This window comes from Pseudoalteromonas sp. NC201 (assembly GCF_002850255.1).
In the GTDB taxonomy this organism is placed as follows: Bacteria; Pseudomonadota; Gammaproteobacteria; order Enterobacterales; family Alteromonadaceae; genus Pseudoalteromonas.
The window spans coordinates 95,445-110,980 of the sequence record NZ_CP022523.1 but is presented as its reverse complement, the minus strand read 5'-3'; the positions used below and the strand labels follow the sequence as shown (position 1 = coordinate 110,980).

At 39.6% G+C, this 15,536-nt stretch carries 14 protein-coding genes and 1 pseudogene; 3 read left to right on the top strand and 12 right to left on the bottom strand.

Annotation, left to right across the window (positions count from 1 at the left end; translation table 11 throughout):
• Positions 1-40: 40 nt before the first annotated feature.
• From PNC201_RS18450 to PNC201_RS18435, 4 genes and pseudogenes are all read right to left on the bottom strand, one after another.
• Positions 41-1,129 (bottom strand): hypothetical protein, encoded by a 1,089-nt coding sequence (locus PNC201_RS18450; RefSeq protein ID WP_102057956.1) that lies wholly within the window; start codon positions 1,127-1,129, stop codon positions 41-43.
• A gap of 79 nt (positions 1,130-1,208) precedes the next feature.
• Positions 1,209-2,060 carry a hypothetical protein gene (locus PNC201_RS18445; protein WP_102057955.1) on the bottom strand — a complete coding sequence of 284 codons (852 nt, stop codon included), beginning with the start codon at positions 2,058-2,060 and terminating at the stop codon, positions 1,209-1,211.
• Between the two features lie 207 nt (positions 2,061-2,267).
• Positions 2,268-3,671, bottom strand: a pseudogene (locus tag PNC201_RS18440) (transposase); the annotation flags it as partial.
• Positions 3,672-4,071: 400 nt separating this feature from the next.
• Complete coding sequence (locus tag PNC201_RS18435; RefSeq protein ID WP_102056325.1) at positions 4,072-5,103, bottom strand: IS110 family transposase; 1,032 nt, start codon at positions 5,101-5,103, stop codon at positions 4,072-4,074.
• A gap of 154 nt (positions 5,104-5,257) precedes the next feature.
• On the opposite strand from PNC201_RS18435, the gene PNC201_RS18430 reads away from it, so the two are divergent.
• Positions 5,258-6,229 (top strand): transposase, encoded by a 972-nt coding sequence (locus tag PNC201_RS18430; protein WP_102057954.1) that lies wholly within the window; start codon positions 5,258-5,260, stop codon positions 6,227-6,229.
• Between the two features lie 479 nt (positions 6,230-6,708).
• Here PNC201_RS18430 and PNC201_RS18425 read toward each other — a convergent pair whose 3' ends face one another.
• The 4 genes from PNC201_RS18425 to PNC201_RS18410 all read right to left on the bottom strand — a co-directional run bounded on the left by PNC201_RS18425 (position 6,709) and on the right by PNC201_RS18410 (position 9,707).
• Complete coding sequence (locus tag PNC201_RS18425) at positions 6,709-7,086, bottom strand: carboxymuconolactone decarboxylase family protein (protein WP_102057953.1); 378 nt, start codon at positions 7,084-7,086, stop codon at positions 6,709-6,711.
• Between the two features lie 58 nt (positions 7,087-7,144).
• Positions 7,145-7,501 (bottom strand): MerR family transcriptional regulator, encoded by a 357-nt coding sequence (locus PNC201_RS18420; protein WP_102057952.1) that lies wholly within the window; start codon positions 7,499-7,501, stop codon positions 7,145-7,147.
• Between the two features lie 121 nt (positions 7,502-7,622).
• Positions 7,623-8,474: a hypothetical protein gene (locus PNC201_RS18415; RefSeq protein WP_102057951.1), complete on the bottom strand. Its 852-nt coding sequence runs from the start codon at positions 8,472-8,474 to the stop codon at positions 7,623-7,625.
• A 135-nt stretch (positions 8,475-8,609) separates the two neighbouring features.
• Positions 8,610-9,707, bottom strand: coding sequence for a hypothetical protein (locus PNC201_RS18410; protein WP_102057950.1), 1,098 nt, complete (start codon positions 9,705-9,707; stop codon positions 8,610-8,612).
• A gap of 246 nt (positions 9,708-9,953) precedes the next feature.
• Between PNC201_RS18410 and PNC201_RS18405 the strand changes: the two genes are divergently transcribed.
• Complete coding sequence (locus PNC201_RS18405) at positions 9,954-10,913, top strand: integron integrase (RefSeq protein ID WP_102057949.1); 960 nt, start codon at positions 9,954-9,956, stop codon at positions 10,911-10,913.
• 204 nt (positions 10,914-11,117) lie between these two features.
• On the opposite strand, the gene PNC201_RS18400 is transcribed toward PNC201_RS18405, so the two are convergent.
• The gene (locus PNC201_RS18400) at positions 11,118-11,816 is read right to left on the bottom strand and encodes a hypothetical protein (protein ID WP_102057948.1); all 699 of its coding nucleotides are present in this window, start codon (positions 11,814-11,816) and stop codon (positions 11,118-11,120) included.
• Between the two features lie 331 nt (positions 11,817-12,147).
• Here PNC201_RS18400 and PNC201_RS18395 point away from each other — a divergent pair, with 331 nt between their 5' ends.
• Positions 12,148-12,756 (top strand): hypothetical protein, encoded by a 609-nt coding sequence (locus PNC201_RS18395; protein WP_010605268.1) that lies wholly within the window; start codon positions 12,148-12,150, stop codon positions 12,754-12,756.
• Between the two features lie 53 nt (positions 12,757-12,809).
• Here the strand turns inward: PNC201_RS18395 and PNC201_RS18390 are convergent, their stop codons facing one another.
• The 3 genes from PNC201_RS18390 to PNC201_RS18380 form a co-directional block, all read right to left on the bottom strand.
• Positions 12,810-13,430, bottom strand: coding sequence for a LysE family translocator (locus tag PNC201_RS18390; protein WP_102057947.1), 621 nt, complete (start codon positions 13,428-13,430; stop codon positions 12,810-12,812).
• Between the two features lie 104 nt (positions 13,431-13,534).
• Positions 13,535-15,148 (bottom strand): PepSY domain-containing protein, encoded by a 1,614-nt coding sequence (locus PNC201_RS18385; RefSeq protein WP_102057946.1) that lies wholly within the window; start codon positions 15,146-15,148, stop codon positions 13,535-13,537.
• Positions 15,145-15,465, bottom strand: coding sequence for a hypothetical protein (locus PNC201_RS18380; protein ID WP_102057945.1), 321 nt, complete (start codon positions 15,463-15,465; stop codon positions 15,145-15,147). The genes PNC201_RS18385 and PNC201_RS18380 overlap by 4 nt, the downstream gene beginning before the upstream one ends.
• Positions 15,466-15,536 lie beyond the last annotated feature (71 nt).

Sequence of the window (15,536 nt, the reverse complement as noted above, 5' to 3'; positions counted from 1 at the left end):
TTTAGTCCTTGTTGATTTGTTTGTTATGCCTTCTAGCACCTTAATTAAAGTCGCTTTCAAAAAAAACTGACTTTAAGCTATTTAAATTTCTTACATTTAAATTAGAAAAAGAAATCATAGAGTTAACTACTTTACCTGAAAGGTCAGTATATTCTTCGTTACAATATTTTTTAACAGATCCATAAATGTTCCCATCATTAAGCATAAAGCGATCTAAAATTGAAAACCTTAATTGATGAAGAATATTTGATAGTACCATATGAGCGCACACATCAGTTTTTGATGGACTATAACCTTTATAACGCATGTATAAATCAGAAGAAAACCCTATTGAGTATTTTTCAAAATCCAACAATACGGCCAACGAGTTTGGGGGAAATAGAAACCTTGAACAAATGTATGTAAGCATATCAACAAATTGCATTATTTGAGCCATATCTGACTTAAAATCATCTTTCGGTAGCCGCTGAATGCTATTTATAAATGAATCATTATATTTGTCATTTTGAATTTTTCTAAAGCAATTTGAATCTAGATTATCAAAAATGATATCTGATGGAATACCGCCAAATAGTTGTAAAGACTCTTTGATACCACGAAATGTACTTTCATAATATTTAGGTATAACTTTTTTTCGTTTTATTTTTTGAAAGCTTGGATCATCTTTTTTAAGGTATGAAATATGTAAACAGTAATACTTACGAAAATGATCTAAAAAGCTTGAAAAAAGTACCCATCGAGCAATTGCATCATCTTTTTTCTGTCCGACCCCTATAACCCTAGAGTCTTTAAAAAGGTATTTGCCATCAGCCTTTATGTACCAATTATTAGGATCTAAATCAGGAATCAACTCCTTTTTGTAATCTCTAAATTTGGAAGCCATAATCGGAATATACATAGGTAGAGTTGTTATACCTACCAATGAGAATGAATTATCACTTGGCTTCTCATCAAGTACCGTAACTAAAGGATTTTGAGATGTAGAAGCCAACCTTAAAAAAGTGTTCCCTGCACTTACTTCATCTAACATTCTTAAATCCAACGTATTTGGTATGTTAGATTCATAATTATTCTGATGTTTAAAAGTTAACTCTGGAACTTTATCTAAATCAAATTTTAAGTGTTCCATATTTCAATATCCTTGCAAAACTACAGAAAGGCATAACGCCTAAATCAGGTGCGCCGTAGGCGTCACCTGGATTTTCTTGTTAGAGGTCTTTTCTTATTTGAGGAAAAGGCCCAACATAACTCCAGTTTTTAAAAAGATCTGATTCGTCTATTTCTTTATCAATGTTTAAAGCTTCCATAGGGACTAGGTATTCATTATTTTCTTTCTTCAAATAAACATCGAACCCCTGCCATTCTGGGTGCTTACGATCGATTTCAAATTTTATTTTATTGTCTCTAATAGAGTGAGTAGGGTTGATCAGAATATCCCTAACATAGGGCATAATCTTCAACTCATCAGAAGGTTTATTTATCTCTTTGGAAAACTCATCAGATATATAATCAACACCGCTAATCATATTGCTATATATAGATCTCATGATTCCATGAAAGTATGCCCCTTCACCTAAATCCCCTTTAACATACATAACAATAGCTGTATAGAAATCATTTAATGCAGAGAAAGACATTACCAAACAAAATTTGGTTCCTCTAAAGCTATAGTTAACATCAAGTTTATCATTTTTTATAGTAAATGATGATGGATTATGAACAAGGGAATTTCTGATTAATTTTGCTATCCTAAAAAGCTCTCTGAGCATCAATTGATAGTCATTACTTTCAGGGATCGCTTTATATTTTTGAGAAAAACTTTTTCCTTCTAGCTCAGGGTAAGTTGCATCAATGAAATAGTCTAATAATGTAAATATCATTATAAACTTCATTGGTTGGTTTTGCTCAATGCTTACTCTTGTACCCATCATACAACTAGCATAGCAATGAAGAGTGCTCCCTCCTTCATCATCAAATGTAACATGTCGGATATCAGGGTAATTGATAGACATCCCAACATCTTCAAGCATTGTTAAAGTATGGTAAACGATTGATTTCATGAGACCTCTAACGAGCCTGTAGAATAACTCGTTTTAATTTATTTTTATTGATGCATTAACCATAGCCGAGTTCCCATTTTGATTCAATTAGTTACTTCGATTTTACGTAAAATATAAAAAGAGGGTTTGCTGTTGCTTTAATTGGCTTTTTGGAAGGTATTGCAGGTGTTTGATTGGCTTATTTGAGGTGATAAGGGCTTACTCTAATTAGTGCATCGTGTTTTGCAGCTTTTCTATGTTATGAACAAGGCAATACAGCTGCCACTGAGCATTCACTTTCGTTTGACCCCGTAAAGTCAGTTTATTCATTCCTTTGTTTACCGTAATATTGCCGAACACGGGCTCTATACAGCCGAGTCGTTTGCTGTAATGCCGTCGCCCCATTGGGCTGTCTATTTTAACCTTCATTTTGTCGATATAGCTGAGTTTTTTACGTGATTCATCATTTTTAAACTGTACTTGTCGGCCTGTTTTTATCGGTGGCTTTCGCATGCACTGCTGTTGTAGTGGACATACTTTGCAATCTTTTAAGTAACCGCAGAATCGCGTGTATTCTTGGTTGTAGCTTTTTACATTGATACCGCTTCGCCACATCTCGTTCCCTGCGGGGCAGCGGCAGGTTTGTGTTGCTTCATCATAATGGAAGTCGTCTGAGGTAAATAAGCGTGGCTTGCCTTTACTGCGTTTTAATCGGCGCTTTTCTTGCTCTGTTTCGTAGGTTTCGCTCTCTTTAAACAGTGGGTTGCGTTTTCTAAATTGGTTATCAGCTATGTAAGTATCAAAGCCACTTTGCGCCATGAATTCAAGGTTCGCTTCACTATTAAATCCACTGTCTGCGGTAAATTTAATGGCCTGTTTGTTAGAGAATTTATCACTGTTCAGTTTTTCAAGTTGTCGTTTTAATTGCTCAACGGCTGGCTGCAGTGTTTGTTGCTCGCCCACCGAGCCCCATGCCTGTGCTTGTAGTATAATTTGATGTTTATCATCGTTTATCGCTATCCCGTTATAGCCTTGAATTGTGCCTTTTGACGTGGTCATTTTCGCGCTGTCTGGGTCGGTAATATTACTTTTAACCGGCTTACCTTTACTGCCTGTTTTCTCTTCGTGAGTAGCTAAGAACGCGGTGATTTTATCTGCACTTTTATCTAGCTTTTCTTTTTGCTTTAAGTCTTGAGTGACCAGCTCTTCACTTAAGCCATCTTGCGCTTGATGGCGCTCAATTATGCGTTTGCTTGCGCGTTCTAATTTGGCTTTTTTACGGCCTAGCTCATCGAATGTACCGCTCCACTCCTTGCTCGCATTCGACTTCAATTTGCACCCATCAATGGCAAACATGTTGCGTCCTATCAAGCCTTCTTCATCACATATCATCAGCACTTGCGTAAATAGCGGTTCAATCTGCTCGTGCATTTTGGCCACGAAACTTGCTATTGATGTGTAATGCGGCTGAAGATCCCCTGACACACTCATGAACAGAATATTGTTCTCACAAGCCTTGGCTATTCGGCGGCTACTAATTAATCCATGAGCATAACCAAGTAAAATTATCTTTAACATCACCGTGGGCGGATACGCCGCAGCGCCCGATTTATCATTGTTACGTAATAAATCGCTGACATATATGGACGCTCAGCTGCTGTCAAGTAATACTCATCCAACAAGGTTGTGTTAACAGCCTTGTTGCTTCTTTTATTTATCTCTCATTTACTATTTGTATGTATTGATAAACAGTCACTTTGAGTCACCCTAAATAAGGTGCTGCTCTGACATATATTCGGGCTTAACTGACTTTCAGCGCCCCTAATGAGTTTCGAACCTAGCCACCCAAAAAGTAGAATACACCCACGCGGCATTGAATGCCTTGCCTATAACGGGTTTAACTAGGTAGGTTTGACCTTTTGTTCATCGTTATGTTTACAGCAATGAGAATATGGCTATCAAGGGCTCATAAACACCCACTCGGGCTCGAGGCCCTTGTCACGACCGGACTCCTTGATAGCCATAATTTGAGTCATGATTGCGCCTCACTTTGTGTATATTGGGCTTTATAAGGTTCATTTCTTTGTAGCAATATCCACATTAAGCGAGCCAATCGGTGGGCCGTGGCCACCACCGCTTTATTTTTACCGCGACGTTCTACCAATGCGTTGATCCATTTGTTTAAATCATCCTGCTTTTTGTGCGCATGATTGACCACTGTACGGGCACCATGAATGAGTTGTTTTCTTAGATAACGATCACCTCGTTTGGTGATCCCTCCCATCTTATTGGTTTCACCCGAAGCATATTGACGTGGTGTGATCCCAAGCCACACAGCCAACTCCTTTTTATTAGAAAATGCTTGCCCTTTATCTATTGTGGCACTCAATGCCGATGCGTTGATAATCCCAATTCCGGGGATGGATTGGATAATTTGAGCAGCTTGGCTCTGTTCATTAAACTGCTTAAATTGTGCCTCTACATTTTTAATATTGGCGTCTAACTTTTGCATTTCTTCATAAACGTCTCTGAGGAGTAGATTTAAAGCTCCATGTAAATTACGGTTGAGCAGATCAGCAATGGTTGCACGAAAAGACTTTAAGCTCTTCTTGATGACGATGCCAAATTCAAGTAACAAACCACATGTTTGGTTGATGCAGGCGGTTCGATTATGTATGAGCCGTTCCCGATAGCGATGTAGTGCTAGGATTGCTTGTTGATGCTCTGTTTTTACAGGAACAAAGCGAATGTTAGGTCGAAGGCTCGCTTCATAAATCGCCATACAATCATTTTTATCGTTTTTATTGCCACGGACAAAAGGGGTAACATGTTGCGCAGGGATAAGCTGAACTTGGTGCCCAGCTTGTAAGCAGTACCGCCCCCAATAATGAGACGTTGAGCATGATTCCATAACAACATTACAAGCAGGTAATTGGGTCAATGTTTGCAAGAGCTTTGCTCTATCTAACCTTCTGGAAAAACATTTATTACCTTGCTTATCAAACGATAAAAGTTGGAATACATTTTTTGCTAGATCAATTGAAAGCGTGCTAACGTTATTCATGATGGACTCTCCTAATAACTGTGTTTGCAACTATCAGTTTGGCGCATTGACGCCGATTTGGGAGCGTCCATCTCATCACCCACCACTAATTTGCACCTTCCTAAAATTCGCCTAAGCTTAAATTCTGCACTCAAAGGATTGAGGAAACCAAACTATGGCAACTGCCCGTAAAAAACAAATTAGTTTAACCGACACCAAATATTATCACTGTATCTCCCGCTGCGTAAGGCGCGCCTTTCTGTGCGGTGAAGATAAATTTACTGGAAAATCATACGAGCACCGCCGTGATTGGGTTGAAGAAAAGCTCCTGATGTTGAGGTCTGTGTTTTGTATTGATGTCTGTGCTTATGCCGTGATGAGTAATCACACCCACATTGTTTTATATGTTGATGATAAAAAGGCTAAGCGCCTGTCTGATGAAGCGATTGTTATTCGATGGCACAAGTTGTTTAAAGGTAATTGGGTAAGCCAAAAATTTACTGAAGGTGAGCCACTCAATGAGTCGGAGCGATTGATACTCAATGAGCATGTCGCCAAGTACAGGGAAAGGCTCGCAGATATTAGCTGGTTTATGCGCGTACTTAACGAAAACATCGCCCGCCGAGCAAATAAAGAAGATAATTGTACAGGCCGTTTTTGGGAAGGACGATTTAAATCCCAAGCATTACTGGATGAGGCGGCATTGGCTGCTTGTCTAGCCTACGTAGACCTAAACCCCATTAGAGCCAAAATCGCCGCAACGCCTGAAACCTCAGACTACACCAGCATCAAAAAGCGCATCGACCACGCTAAGCTGGGCAAACAACCAAAAAGCCTACTACGTTTTGCTGGCAGCCCGCGAAAACATATGCCTAAAGGCCTACCTTTTGAACTCAAGTCCTATATTGAATTAGTTGAGCTCACGGGCCAATGTATTCGAGTCGATAAACGCGGGTATATCAATGAAGCACAACCGATTCTTACTCGACTCAATATAGAACCTGAAAACTGGATAAAACTCACTACGAAATTTTCTCGGGTATTTCACGGTGCAGTTGGTCGAGAACGAACAATAACCGCTTACTGTGAAACACTGCAAAAACGACGGCGGACAAATCTAACAAACTGCGAGCGTTTGTTGGCTTAGCAAAGCTCACATTCTCAACTCTAGAATTTCTTACTGTTGTATTTACAGCGCTTTGTCGTGCGCGATAACCCAGTTTTAGTGTAGAAATACGATTGAGTGCTAAAAATCAACTTATCTAGGAACGTTTTTGACCAAAATTATTGGAGTGTTTACATGCTTTTTTACTTCACTTCCTCAGCTTTGATGTTAATAGTGATGGGTGTCGCTTATTTTGTTGCTTCAACTCTAGAATTTCTTACTGTTGTATTTACAGCGCTTTGTCGTGCGCGATAACCCAGTTTTAGTGTAGAAATACGATTGAGTGCTAAAAATCAACTTATCTAGGAACGTTTTTGACCAAAATTATTGGAGTGTTTACATGCTTTTTTACTTCACTTCCTCAGCTTTGATGTTAATAGTGATGGGTGTCGCTTATTTTGTTGCTTATTTTGTTGCGGCTTATTTTGCTCCCGCGTTGCGAATCACTCTTAAACAGTTTGTTATGCCTTTCGCTCGGTGATCACTTCTTTAAAAGCAAACATACCATTTAAAGCGGCAGGAAAACCTGCATAAACTGACATTTGTAATATGACCTCTTTGAGCTCATCTTCACTACAACCAACGTTAAGAGCGGCATTTAAATGAACTTTAAGCTGAGGCTCACAATTCCCTAGCGCTGTTAATGCGGCAACCGTTGCGATTTCTCGCGATTTTACATCCAACCCTGTGCGTGCATATATATCCCCGAAAGGAAACTCTATTGTATATCTGGCTAAATCAGGGCAGATATCTTGCAAACTTTCGATAACATTTTTTCCGGCTTCGCCATCAATGCTTGTTAATAATTCAAGACCGGTATCAAAACGTGATTTGTCCATTGGTATGCTCCTATTTCGTAAGTACAAGCACACCATACAAGTTAGAGTTCACTCTAAGTCAACGAACTTTTCCATTATTATAAAGTTTAATTTTTTCTTCCAAAGCAATAAGGTGTGACTGTTGTTGCTCGATATGAGCTATCAAATTTTTTCTGTGTTGCTCTAGCAACACCTGACGCTGTAATACAGTATCTACTCCTGACTCCCTTAGCCGCGCATACTCCAGGATTTCTTCGAGAGGCATCGCCGTTTCTTTTAGGCGCTTCACAAATTCAATCCACCCCAAATCTTTCGAAGTATATACTCGGTGCCCACTTCTATTTCGTTGGATATTCTTGAGTAAGCCTATTTTTTCATAATATCGAAGAGTGTGTGACGACAAGCCAACCAAACTTGAAAACTCCTTCATATTCATGATTTCATCTCCTAGGCATAACGCCGCAATAACAGGCGTAAAATGCTCGGCTATAATTAGCGGCGAAGGAGCGCAAGCCAAGCGTTTTACGTCCTTCGCTGATTGCTTTGTTATGTAACGGCTACCACGTTTTATTTAATGACTTTATAGCTCCGCATTCTAAATCACCCGCTAAAATATCATTTTTCATTTTTTCTTGTTGTAACTCAGTAACTTCACCTTTACTGGCAACAAAAGCTCGATGAAAAAATGAAACTAAATCTGAAATATACGAAGGTATAGACTTTATTTTAGACAGCGATATGCTTTCGACTTTATCAATCTGAGTTCCAGACCAGTCATCATTGTCATTAGGTACTACTTCAAAAGCAACAATTGCAGACGGTATTTTTATAAATATGATAAACCGTTCCCAATTGTCCCATATTCTTGGCTCTGCTCCAGTCATACGATCATAAAAATACCAATCTACTTTTGGCAGCCCTAACTGGGTAAGTACATCTTTAGTACACGGTATGATATGAGTTTTAAACTTGTCTGTAGTACCTGAGTTTATAGCTGATTTCATATCAGCTATAAAATTAGGAAACTCATTAATTTCATCATCAGTGTAGTCATTTTCTTTAGGAAAGTGATATGCATCAGCCAACACTCTCCAAGCGATAATATATAAACAAGTTCTAATATTGTTTGTGATAGATAATTTTTCAGGACAAGGTTTTCTATAATTTGCTATTTTATTAAATAACTCTTTTTTAAATAGATCTTCCGACTTTGAAAATTTTTCTTCGCAGCTTTCACATAACAATGCAGATTTATACCCATCCTGTTGCCTTTTGTTTGGTTCATTAGTCGCCCTCATATAACCAGTAGGCGATGTATCTTTAATCCATTTATAGATAAAGCTAGGAATTAAATGCGAATTATCTATAGCAGGAGACTTCTCACAAAATTTGCATACTTTGGAACTCAAAATACTCTCCAAACTTCGACATAGTTACATAACTTCGCAATAACGGGCAGTAACACGGTGGCGAGAATATCGAAGCCGCCACCGTGTTGCTGTCCCAGCCCGCTTGCGGGCGTGTTTATTGCCTTGTTATACGCATTATTTTGATTTGAAATGACCTAGCAGAGCATTCCAGTCAAACTCAATACCAGCCTTTTTAAATACGCCAAGTTTAATTCCACCACTCAGAAATTCTCTTTTATTTTTTTCCTCATCATCAATATGAATACATTGTAAAGCCTCTATTGGCTCCTTTAACTTTACAGTGCCATTTGAAAGAAGTTTATCTTGATAACGAATTAGCGCCGCACTTGTTCGCAGATCTCCTTTAAGTTTATCAATTTCGCTTTTTAGTCTTTCTAGCTTAAGTTCAGTAAGAGGGTCTGAATACTCATTTATTAACTCTGCAGTGTCAATTTGTGGTAATTTCAAATACAAAGACAGCGCTTGAGATACTAGAGCTAAAGACTCTTCCTTTGAATCAGGAGTTATCGAAAATAGAATATCTTGCCCTGAGTAATTGACTTGAGGTTTAGATTTAATGCCTAGATCTTTCAAAAATTCGATAAAGTAATTTAGGTAACTAATACAGGATTGTTGTACCTCTTCATCAAAAGAGAATTTAGCCACTACTTTATTTGAAAAGCCACCTATCGATAACTTTTCTTCTACTTCTTCAAAAGTTCTATCCAAAAAGCTCGCTAGTTTTAAGTAAAAATCTTTGAAGCACTCTACTTCATTGACATCTACATCAAAATAAATTGATGCGAAACCAGAGTCATCAGATAAACCTAACTTGCCACTAATTGGAAATTCTGTTTGAGCCTCTATTGCTTTGGCAACTTCATTTCTAATAATAAAAGGGTTGAAATGTCCATCCCAATCATCAAGCTTAATATCCCAGCAATAGCCAAAGTACTTCGAGTCTTCATCTGAGCTAGTACATAAATAGATAGTTGAAATTTGTTTTCCTAAGATTCCATGTTCGTTATCAATACCAAAATAAAGCTCAGGATGAAAATCACTAAAGTTATAATCTGAAAAGTCTGTGATGGTTAGTTTTAAATCTCGATTCGCGGGAAATTGATAGGACTTGTCACTCCATTTAGACCCATATTCGGCTAGGTTATACTTTTTCCCTTTAAATAGTACATTCCAGTCTTCCCAATTATCACTTGTTTTTTCTAGTTCAATCATAATCCATCACTTGAATATTCGAATGCGTATAACAATTTAATATCGACCCAATGGGTCGTTTATCTACCGAGTCATGGGTCATTATTCTCATTGTACCAGTTTTATCACAATAACTAACTTGTTGCTACAGATATATTTTTCATCATTATGAAAAGGATGAAAACGACCCAGTGGGTCGTTTTCTTGACTATAGGAGAAATACGCCAACACTGTATATAAATACAGTTTCTTTTTAGAGCTAATTCAATGAGAACTCGTTCACCATTTCTAAACCACATCGCAGAGTTTATGCTGACTAAGCAATATTCGCTCAGAACAGTTGATACATATCTTAAGTGGATTTCTTCCTATATTCATTTTCATGATAAGCGTCACCCAGCTTCAATGGGCGATAACGAGGTTGTCGAATATCTCAACTACCTTGTGCTTAAACGTAATGTGTCGCCTAAAACACAAGCGACAGCGTTAAATGCATTATCTTTTCTGTATAAGCAAATAATTAAACAGGATTTGTGCCCCAATCTAACGTTTATCAGAAGCAAGCGCCAATCTAAGTTGCCAATTGTTATGACCCCCGAGGGGGTTAAACGTCTCATATCGTTTTTAAATAAACGATATTATTTAATTTCAGGCTTAATGTATGGTAGCGGCTTACGTGTAATGGAAGCTGTTCAACTACGAGTTCAGGACATTGACTTTGACTACAAGTACATTCGGATCTGGAATGGAAAAGGGAATAAACATCGGGTGGTTACTCTCGCCACAGAACTTATACCTTTGCTAAGAAATCAAATTGCTCAGGCTGATGAATACTTAAAATTAGATTCCCAGAATGAACGATATGCAGGTGTTTGGATGCCAAACGCACTAGCAAGAAAATATCCTAGCGCCAATAAGTCAATTGCTTGGCAGTATCTATTTCCCTCATATAAGTTAAGTGCAGATCCTGAAACTGGGGAGATCCGCCGACATCATTTTCATCAAACAGGAGTACGTAAAGCGGTTAAAGACGCAGCCAAAAAAGCACAAATAACAAAACCTATAACGCCCCACTCTTTTGCTACACACCTGTTACAAAGTGGGGCAGATATTAGAACAGTACAAGCTCAGTTAGGCCATTCAGACGTTAAAACCACTCAGATTTATACCCATGTTTTACAGCAAGGCGCAAACGGTGTTGTTAGCCCTTTGAGCAAAATTTTCTAGCTCGTTTTGGGGCATACATGAGTTAGTGGAACGTGCGCTTTGTGGAACAAAAGTAACGTTAACGACCGTCTTTTGTTCGCTCAAAACGTATGTCAGGTAAAGTCTAGCCCCGTTCTTTTTAAACGGTGAGGTTCGGGTATGGGCTGCTACATTTTATACCTGGTAAAAAGTACAAATTCCAGCAAACAATAATGATCACGGCAATCAAGTCGCGCCGGTTACTGGCATTTCCGAATCAAAGCCAATAGTGGTAAATAGGCTATCTAATTCAAGCTCAAAATCTTTGCGATTTACATCCAACGCTTTTAATGTTGTTCCACCAAGTAACGCCTCTTGGCCCTTCTCGAGGCGTGCATGTAAACTTGCAATTACCGCACGAATGCGATCTTTATCTTGCTGTGCCAATGCTTTTTGACTTTCAGTTTCATGGTCAAGCTTTGCCAACATTTCCAGCCGCTCAGAGAGCTCCTTGTACGCTAAGAAATCTAGCTCTAAATTTTTAAACAGTAATTGCTGCGCTTGATCTTTACTACTGATATCAACCTTTACAGGCCCTGTCATTATATCAGCCAACAACGCTCGGAGCTTTTCGTAAGCAGCCTCATCATGAGAGGCGATGCTTGTAAGGTCGAATAGAACTTCGTGATCTGCAAATTGGAACTGCAGTAACGCTTCACTTTTGTCATGTTGCGACGTTTCGCTAGACGAGCCACTACTCATGGCATTCATAAAGTTTTGTTTAAAGGTGTGAGCACGCCCCCCACCAGCAGCAAGGTGATTGCCATTTGCTGTAAGCTGATTATGAGCGCTCGGGATCACTAATTTCTCTCGCTCTACAGGTGAAAAGTTCAGTGAAGTAGGCTCTATGAGCGCTACTTGATGTCCAGTTAAAAACGTTGGCATTGGGCAAGTCTAAAAAACAATCTCGGTGAGGGATCTTTGCAAGCATTATTCCAAATAAATATTTTCAACAATCAGCCGATGAATTGATATCAATAGCCACTGAACACGGAAATATTTCATTTTCTTAAATAACACGTACAGCTTCATGGGCAATTCATTGCCGCTTAGGTACGTTAGATTGCCCTATTTGAAGGCTAAATGGCAAGAAGTCTACTGCTGAACAAATTGCAAAGCCCGTACTAAAAAAAGAAACGCCGCAGTAGCAATCAAAGCGGAATTTGGTATAAACCTTGCTGTATAAATATCAACCACCCAATGGATGTGCTTAATCATGAAATTGACGAAGGAAGAATTACAATTCATTAACCGAACCCTAGCCGGTAATCGCGTTGCAGGTTCGCTATTGCCGGAAGCTAGGGATCAAAAGCAGCAAACGCACAGCGAGATTAAAAAGTTACTTGCGAGTATTTCAAATAGTTCTCAGTTTAGTCTCGTTGCCAAAAATGCCAACGAGCAGGTCGAGTTTCCACTTAGCGACCTATCGGCATTGATGGAGATTTTAGACAACAACTTAGAAGCCCCTAATATCGTGGAAGCCGCTAACTCTAGTGCCCCACGTAGTTGGCGTACCTGCCCATCAACACCGGTCAGGTTTAGATTGTCTCCTCAAATGATGCCGTTTAACATGGTCTCCATATCCCAATCCGGTGGACTGATTAATACTTTTCCCTACCAAGCAAATGCAATCCAAATTAATGTGATCAGTCGGATAGCTAAATTATATCTTGCCGACCCTATTCCACTGTTTGCAAACGTCCACTCGATAAAGGTGACAAGCCCATTGGAGCTCGCCGTATCCTTTGCAATGAATAAAACCGATAACGAAAAACTCAAAGCATTTATTCTTCATAACTACATACAGCGCAAGGGGTTAGATTAGTTCAACTTGATAAGCGCAACGATAGAGCGCCGACCAAGAAGTGCTTACAATGGCTACAAGGATTGGTAAATCACTCGTATGGCGAGCAGTAAAAAGGCACAGCCAAGAATTTTATCAATCACAGCTCGCTTAGCCGTTAAATCGAATTTATCTCTTGCTGAAGCACTCAAAATTGAGACAATAAAATACCACAACGCATCTATCGTTAGCACAGTGATACACATGATAAAACCTACCGTTAATGTCATCTTTTCTGGGTCGATAAACTGCGAAAAGAGTGCGACGAAGAAAATAGCTAATTTCGGATTCAAAAATGCAATTGCAAAACCATCCTGTGCTGCTTTGCCATACGACGTTGCTGCTTGAGACTGTGATACCGCCAACCCTTGGCTCTTACTCATTAGGATTTTTATCCCCATCCATGCCAAGTAGGCAGCACCACCGTAAACCAAAAATTGATATACAATCGGAAATTGATGAATAAGCCCTGACAACCCTAAAATTGCTAGGCTGGCATAAATCCCAACTCCCAAGCCATGCGCAAGGCTTGCGACAATACCGTGTTTGGCACTATGAAATAGGCTATAACGCAAGACAACCGCTAAACTTGGACCTGGCGACATCGCACCAAAAACACAAATAGCAGCAAGGCTTAACCAGGCTGTAAGCTCCATAATTTTTCCGTAGAGAATTGCAAAACGAGTAGGATAACAGATTTGAAAAAATAGATGGCACTTTGTAAGTAAAAAGGAGCTACCAGCCCCTTTCTACGTGTTTTTTATACAGACTGCGTTTGTAATTCACATTCTGTTTTATGCTGACCAATAAACCAAATGCTGTTGGCTTCGCCATAGTAAGCTCTATGCTTTGTCTTATCTGCCATTCGCCAAAAAATAAAACCTAGGATCATAGCAGTTAACTCTAAACCAATAGAAGACCAAGCTGTCGCAGACCAAATACCTAGACTTGGGATTGCAAACGCAATGACTGAAGTCAGTGGCAACGAGAAGCACAAAATGGCAATCGCCTTTTGTGACCAAATTGCCGTTTTACTCATACCGATAGCGAACGCTGCAATCAAGGTAAAACCAAAACACAGATAATAGACCCACATATACACAACATTGATGTTTATTGTGGTCAAGGCGGCCCATTTTGTTACAGCAAACGCGGCAGCTACACCAAGTAATGAGCCCATTGCCACGCCAACAGTCAATTTCCCCATTATTCTGGTTGATTTTGACTGCTCCGGCTGCTTTTGCTTACGGCGCTTCTCAAGCCACAATAAGTTACCCGTATAAAACAGCACTGCGCCTAAAATACCCATAATAAAATAAGCCCAACGACCAAACTCACCACCGTAACTCCCAAAATGAAGACCAAATAACGTGGTCACTACCGCACCCCAAACCCCTTGCGCATCATCTGCAACACTGCTTGCCGATACTTCAAATGTGTAAGGGTTCATAAACAAATAGTCAGTTTTAGGTCCACGCATCAAGTGTTTATCACTTAACAGTTGAATTGACGCAGAAGGCATGGCGCTATTTAATCGACTCAGGGTTATACCTTTGACTTGGTAGTCAGGTGCGTAGTCTTTCGCTTTTTTCAAAATTACGTCGAGACTTGGCAAGTTTTCAACCTTGTATTCAACAGCTGAGGGGGCTTGACGTGAAAAAAGAGGTTTATCTCCATATAATTTACCTAAACCATCGTACAAAATATCGTGGAATGCGAATACAATCACAGTGATGGCGATAATAATATGAAACGGTAAGCTAGTGATCCCAATTAGGTTATGAGTATCAAGCCAAAAACGGCTCGCGCCTTTTTTATCTCTTAGGGCAAAAAAGCTTTTTACTAAGCTCGGCAATAAGAAAATAACACCTGAAACAAGCGCAATAAAATACAAAATTGCCGCAATACCGAGTACATAAACCCCTGCCTGATCATGGCCAATTTCCCCCGCAATGCCTGCACTGCGGTGAAGATAATCCACTAACGACGATAGCTCATTAATATAGCTGGTATGCGCCTCAAGCTCCCCTGCTTCATTTAAAGTGCCGTGCCAGAGCGTTTTATCAAGGCTCAAGCCCCGAGCGCCACCTTGCTCATACCAATTAACTGGAGAATTGTCTGCTTCGAAACTAATATTGATACCACTTAGAGCTTCAGGATGTTGTTTAAATACACGGTGGATAAGCGCATCATATTGGCTGGCATCGACTTGAGGCAAATGGTGAGAAGGAGGCGTTGCCCACTTGTCGATGCTACCTGCAAACATGGTGATAGCGCCAGCAAAGAAACCGATAAACAGCAGTAGACCGGTCGTTACTCCCGTCCAAGTATGTACACTTTGATAAATCCTTAATATATCGGCGCGGATCTTCATGCCATCCCTCTTACAACAAATAAAATAACGTAAACAACTAAATTAGCGCCGCCAAGCCAAAGTACTGCTTGTTTTGAGTTTTTGAACATAAAAACAAAACTCAAAATGAGCAACCAGATAGGAGAAATCATCCACATACTAAATTGAGTCCGCCAACTTTGTCTCGCAGGAGTTAACGTCTCCATCAAACCATCACTGCCCACCCAAGCGAAAAGACCAACGATCCCAAAGCTTAGTGCCAAGCCAAGTATGACACCTGCAAGTGTCTTCCCCCACCAGTCAGGCTGAATTTTATCAGCATGTGACAACCTGCTCATTGTGATTTCCTAAAAAGTATTAAAATGGTGAAGGGAATAAGCGCGGTAAGTACCATGACACCGATAAGCCA

Excerpts from the sequence above, each read along its gene's own strand:
- PNC201_RS18450 (WP_102057956.1), bottom strand. The coding sequence starts at position 1,129 with ATGGAACACTTAAAATTTGATTTAGATAAAGTTCCAGAGTTAACTTTT.
- PNC201_RS18410 (WP_102057950.1), bottom strand. The coding sequence starts at position 9,707 with ATGATTGAACTAGAAAAAACAAGTGATAATTGGGAAGACTGGAATGTA.
- PNC201_RS18385 (WP_102057946.1), bottom strand. The coding sequence starts at position 15,148 with ATGAAGATCCGCGCCGATATATTAAGGATTTATCAAAGTGTACATACT.
- PNC201_RS18395 (WP_010605268.1), top strand. The coding sequence starts at position 12,148 with ATGAAATTGACGAAGGAAGAATTACAATTCATTAACCGAACCCTAGCC.
- PNC201_RS18435 (WP_102056325.1), bottom strand. The coding sequence starts at position 5,103 with ATGAATAACGTTAGCACGCTTTCAATTGATCTAGCAAAAAATGTATTC.
- PNC201_RS18425 (WP_102057953.1), bottom strand. The coding sequence starts at position 7,086 with ATGGACAAATCACGTTTTGATACCGGTCTTGAATTATTAACAAGCATT.
- PNC201_RS18430 (WP_102057954.1), top strand. The coding sequence starts at position 5,258 with ATGGCAACTGCCCGTAAAAAACAAATTAGTTTAACCGACACCAAATAT.
- PNC201_RS18405 (WP_102057949.1), top strand. The coding sequence starts at position 9,954 with ATGAGAACTCGTTCACCATTTCTAAACCACATCGCAGAGTTTATGCTG.
- PNC201_RS18400 (WP_102057948.1), bottom strand. The coding sequence starts at position 11,816 with ATGCCAACGTTTTTAACTGGACATCAAGTAGCGCTCATAGAGCCTACT.
- PNC201_RS18445 (WP_102057955.1), bottom strand. The coding sequence starts at position 2,060 with ATGAAATCAATCGTTTACCATACTTTAACAATGCTTGAAGATGTTGGG.
- PNC201_RS18420 (WP_102057952.1), bottom strand. The coding sequence starts at position 7,501 with ATGAATATGAAGGAGTTTTCAAGTTTGGTTGGCTTGTCGTCACACACT.
- PNC201_RS18380 (WP_102057945.1), bottom strand. The coding sequence starts at position 15,465 with ATGAGCAGGTTGTCACATGCTGATAAAATTCAGCCTGACTGGTGGGGG.
- PNC201_RS18390 (WP_102057947.1), bottom strand. The coding sequence starts at position 13,430 with ATGGAGCTTACAGCCTGGTTAAGCCTTGCTGCTATTTGTGTTTTTGGT.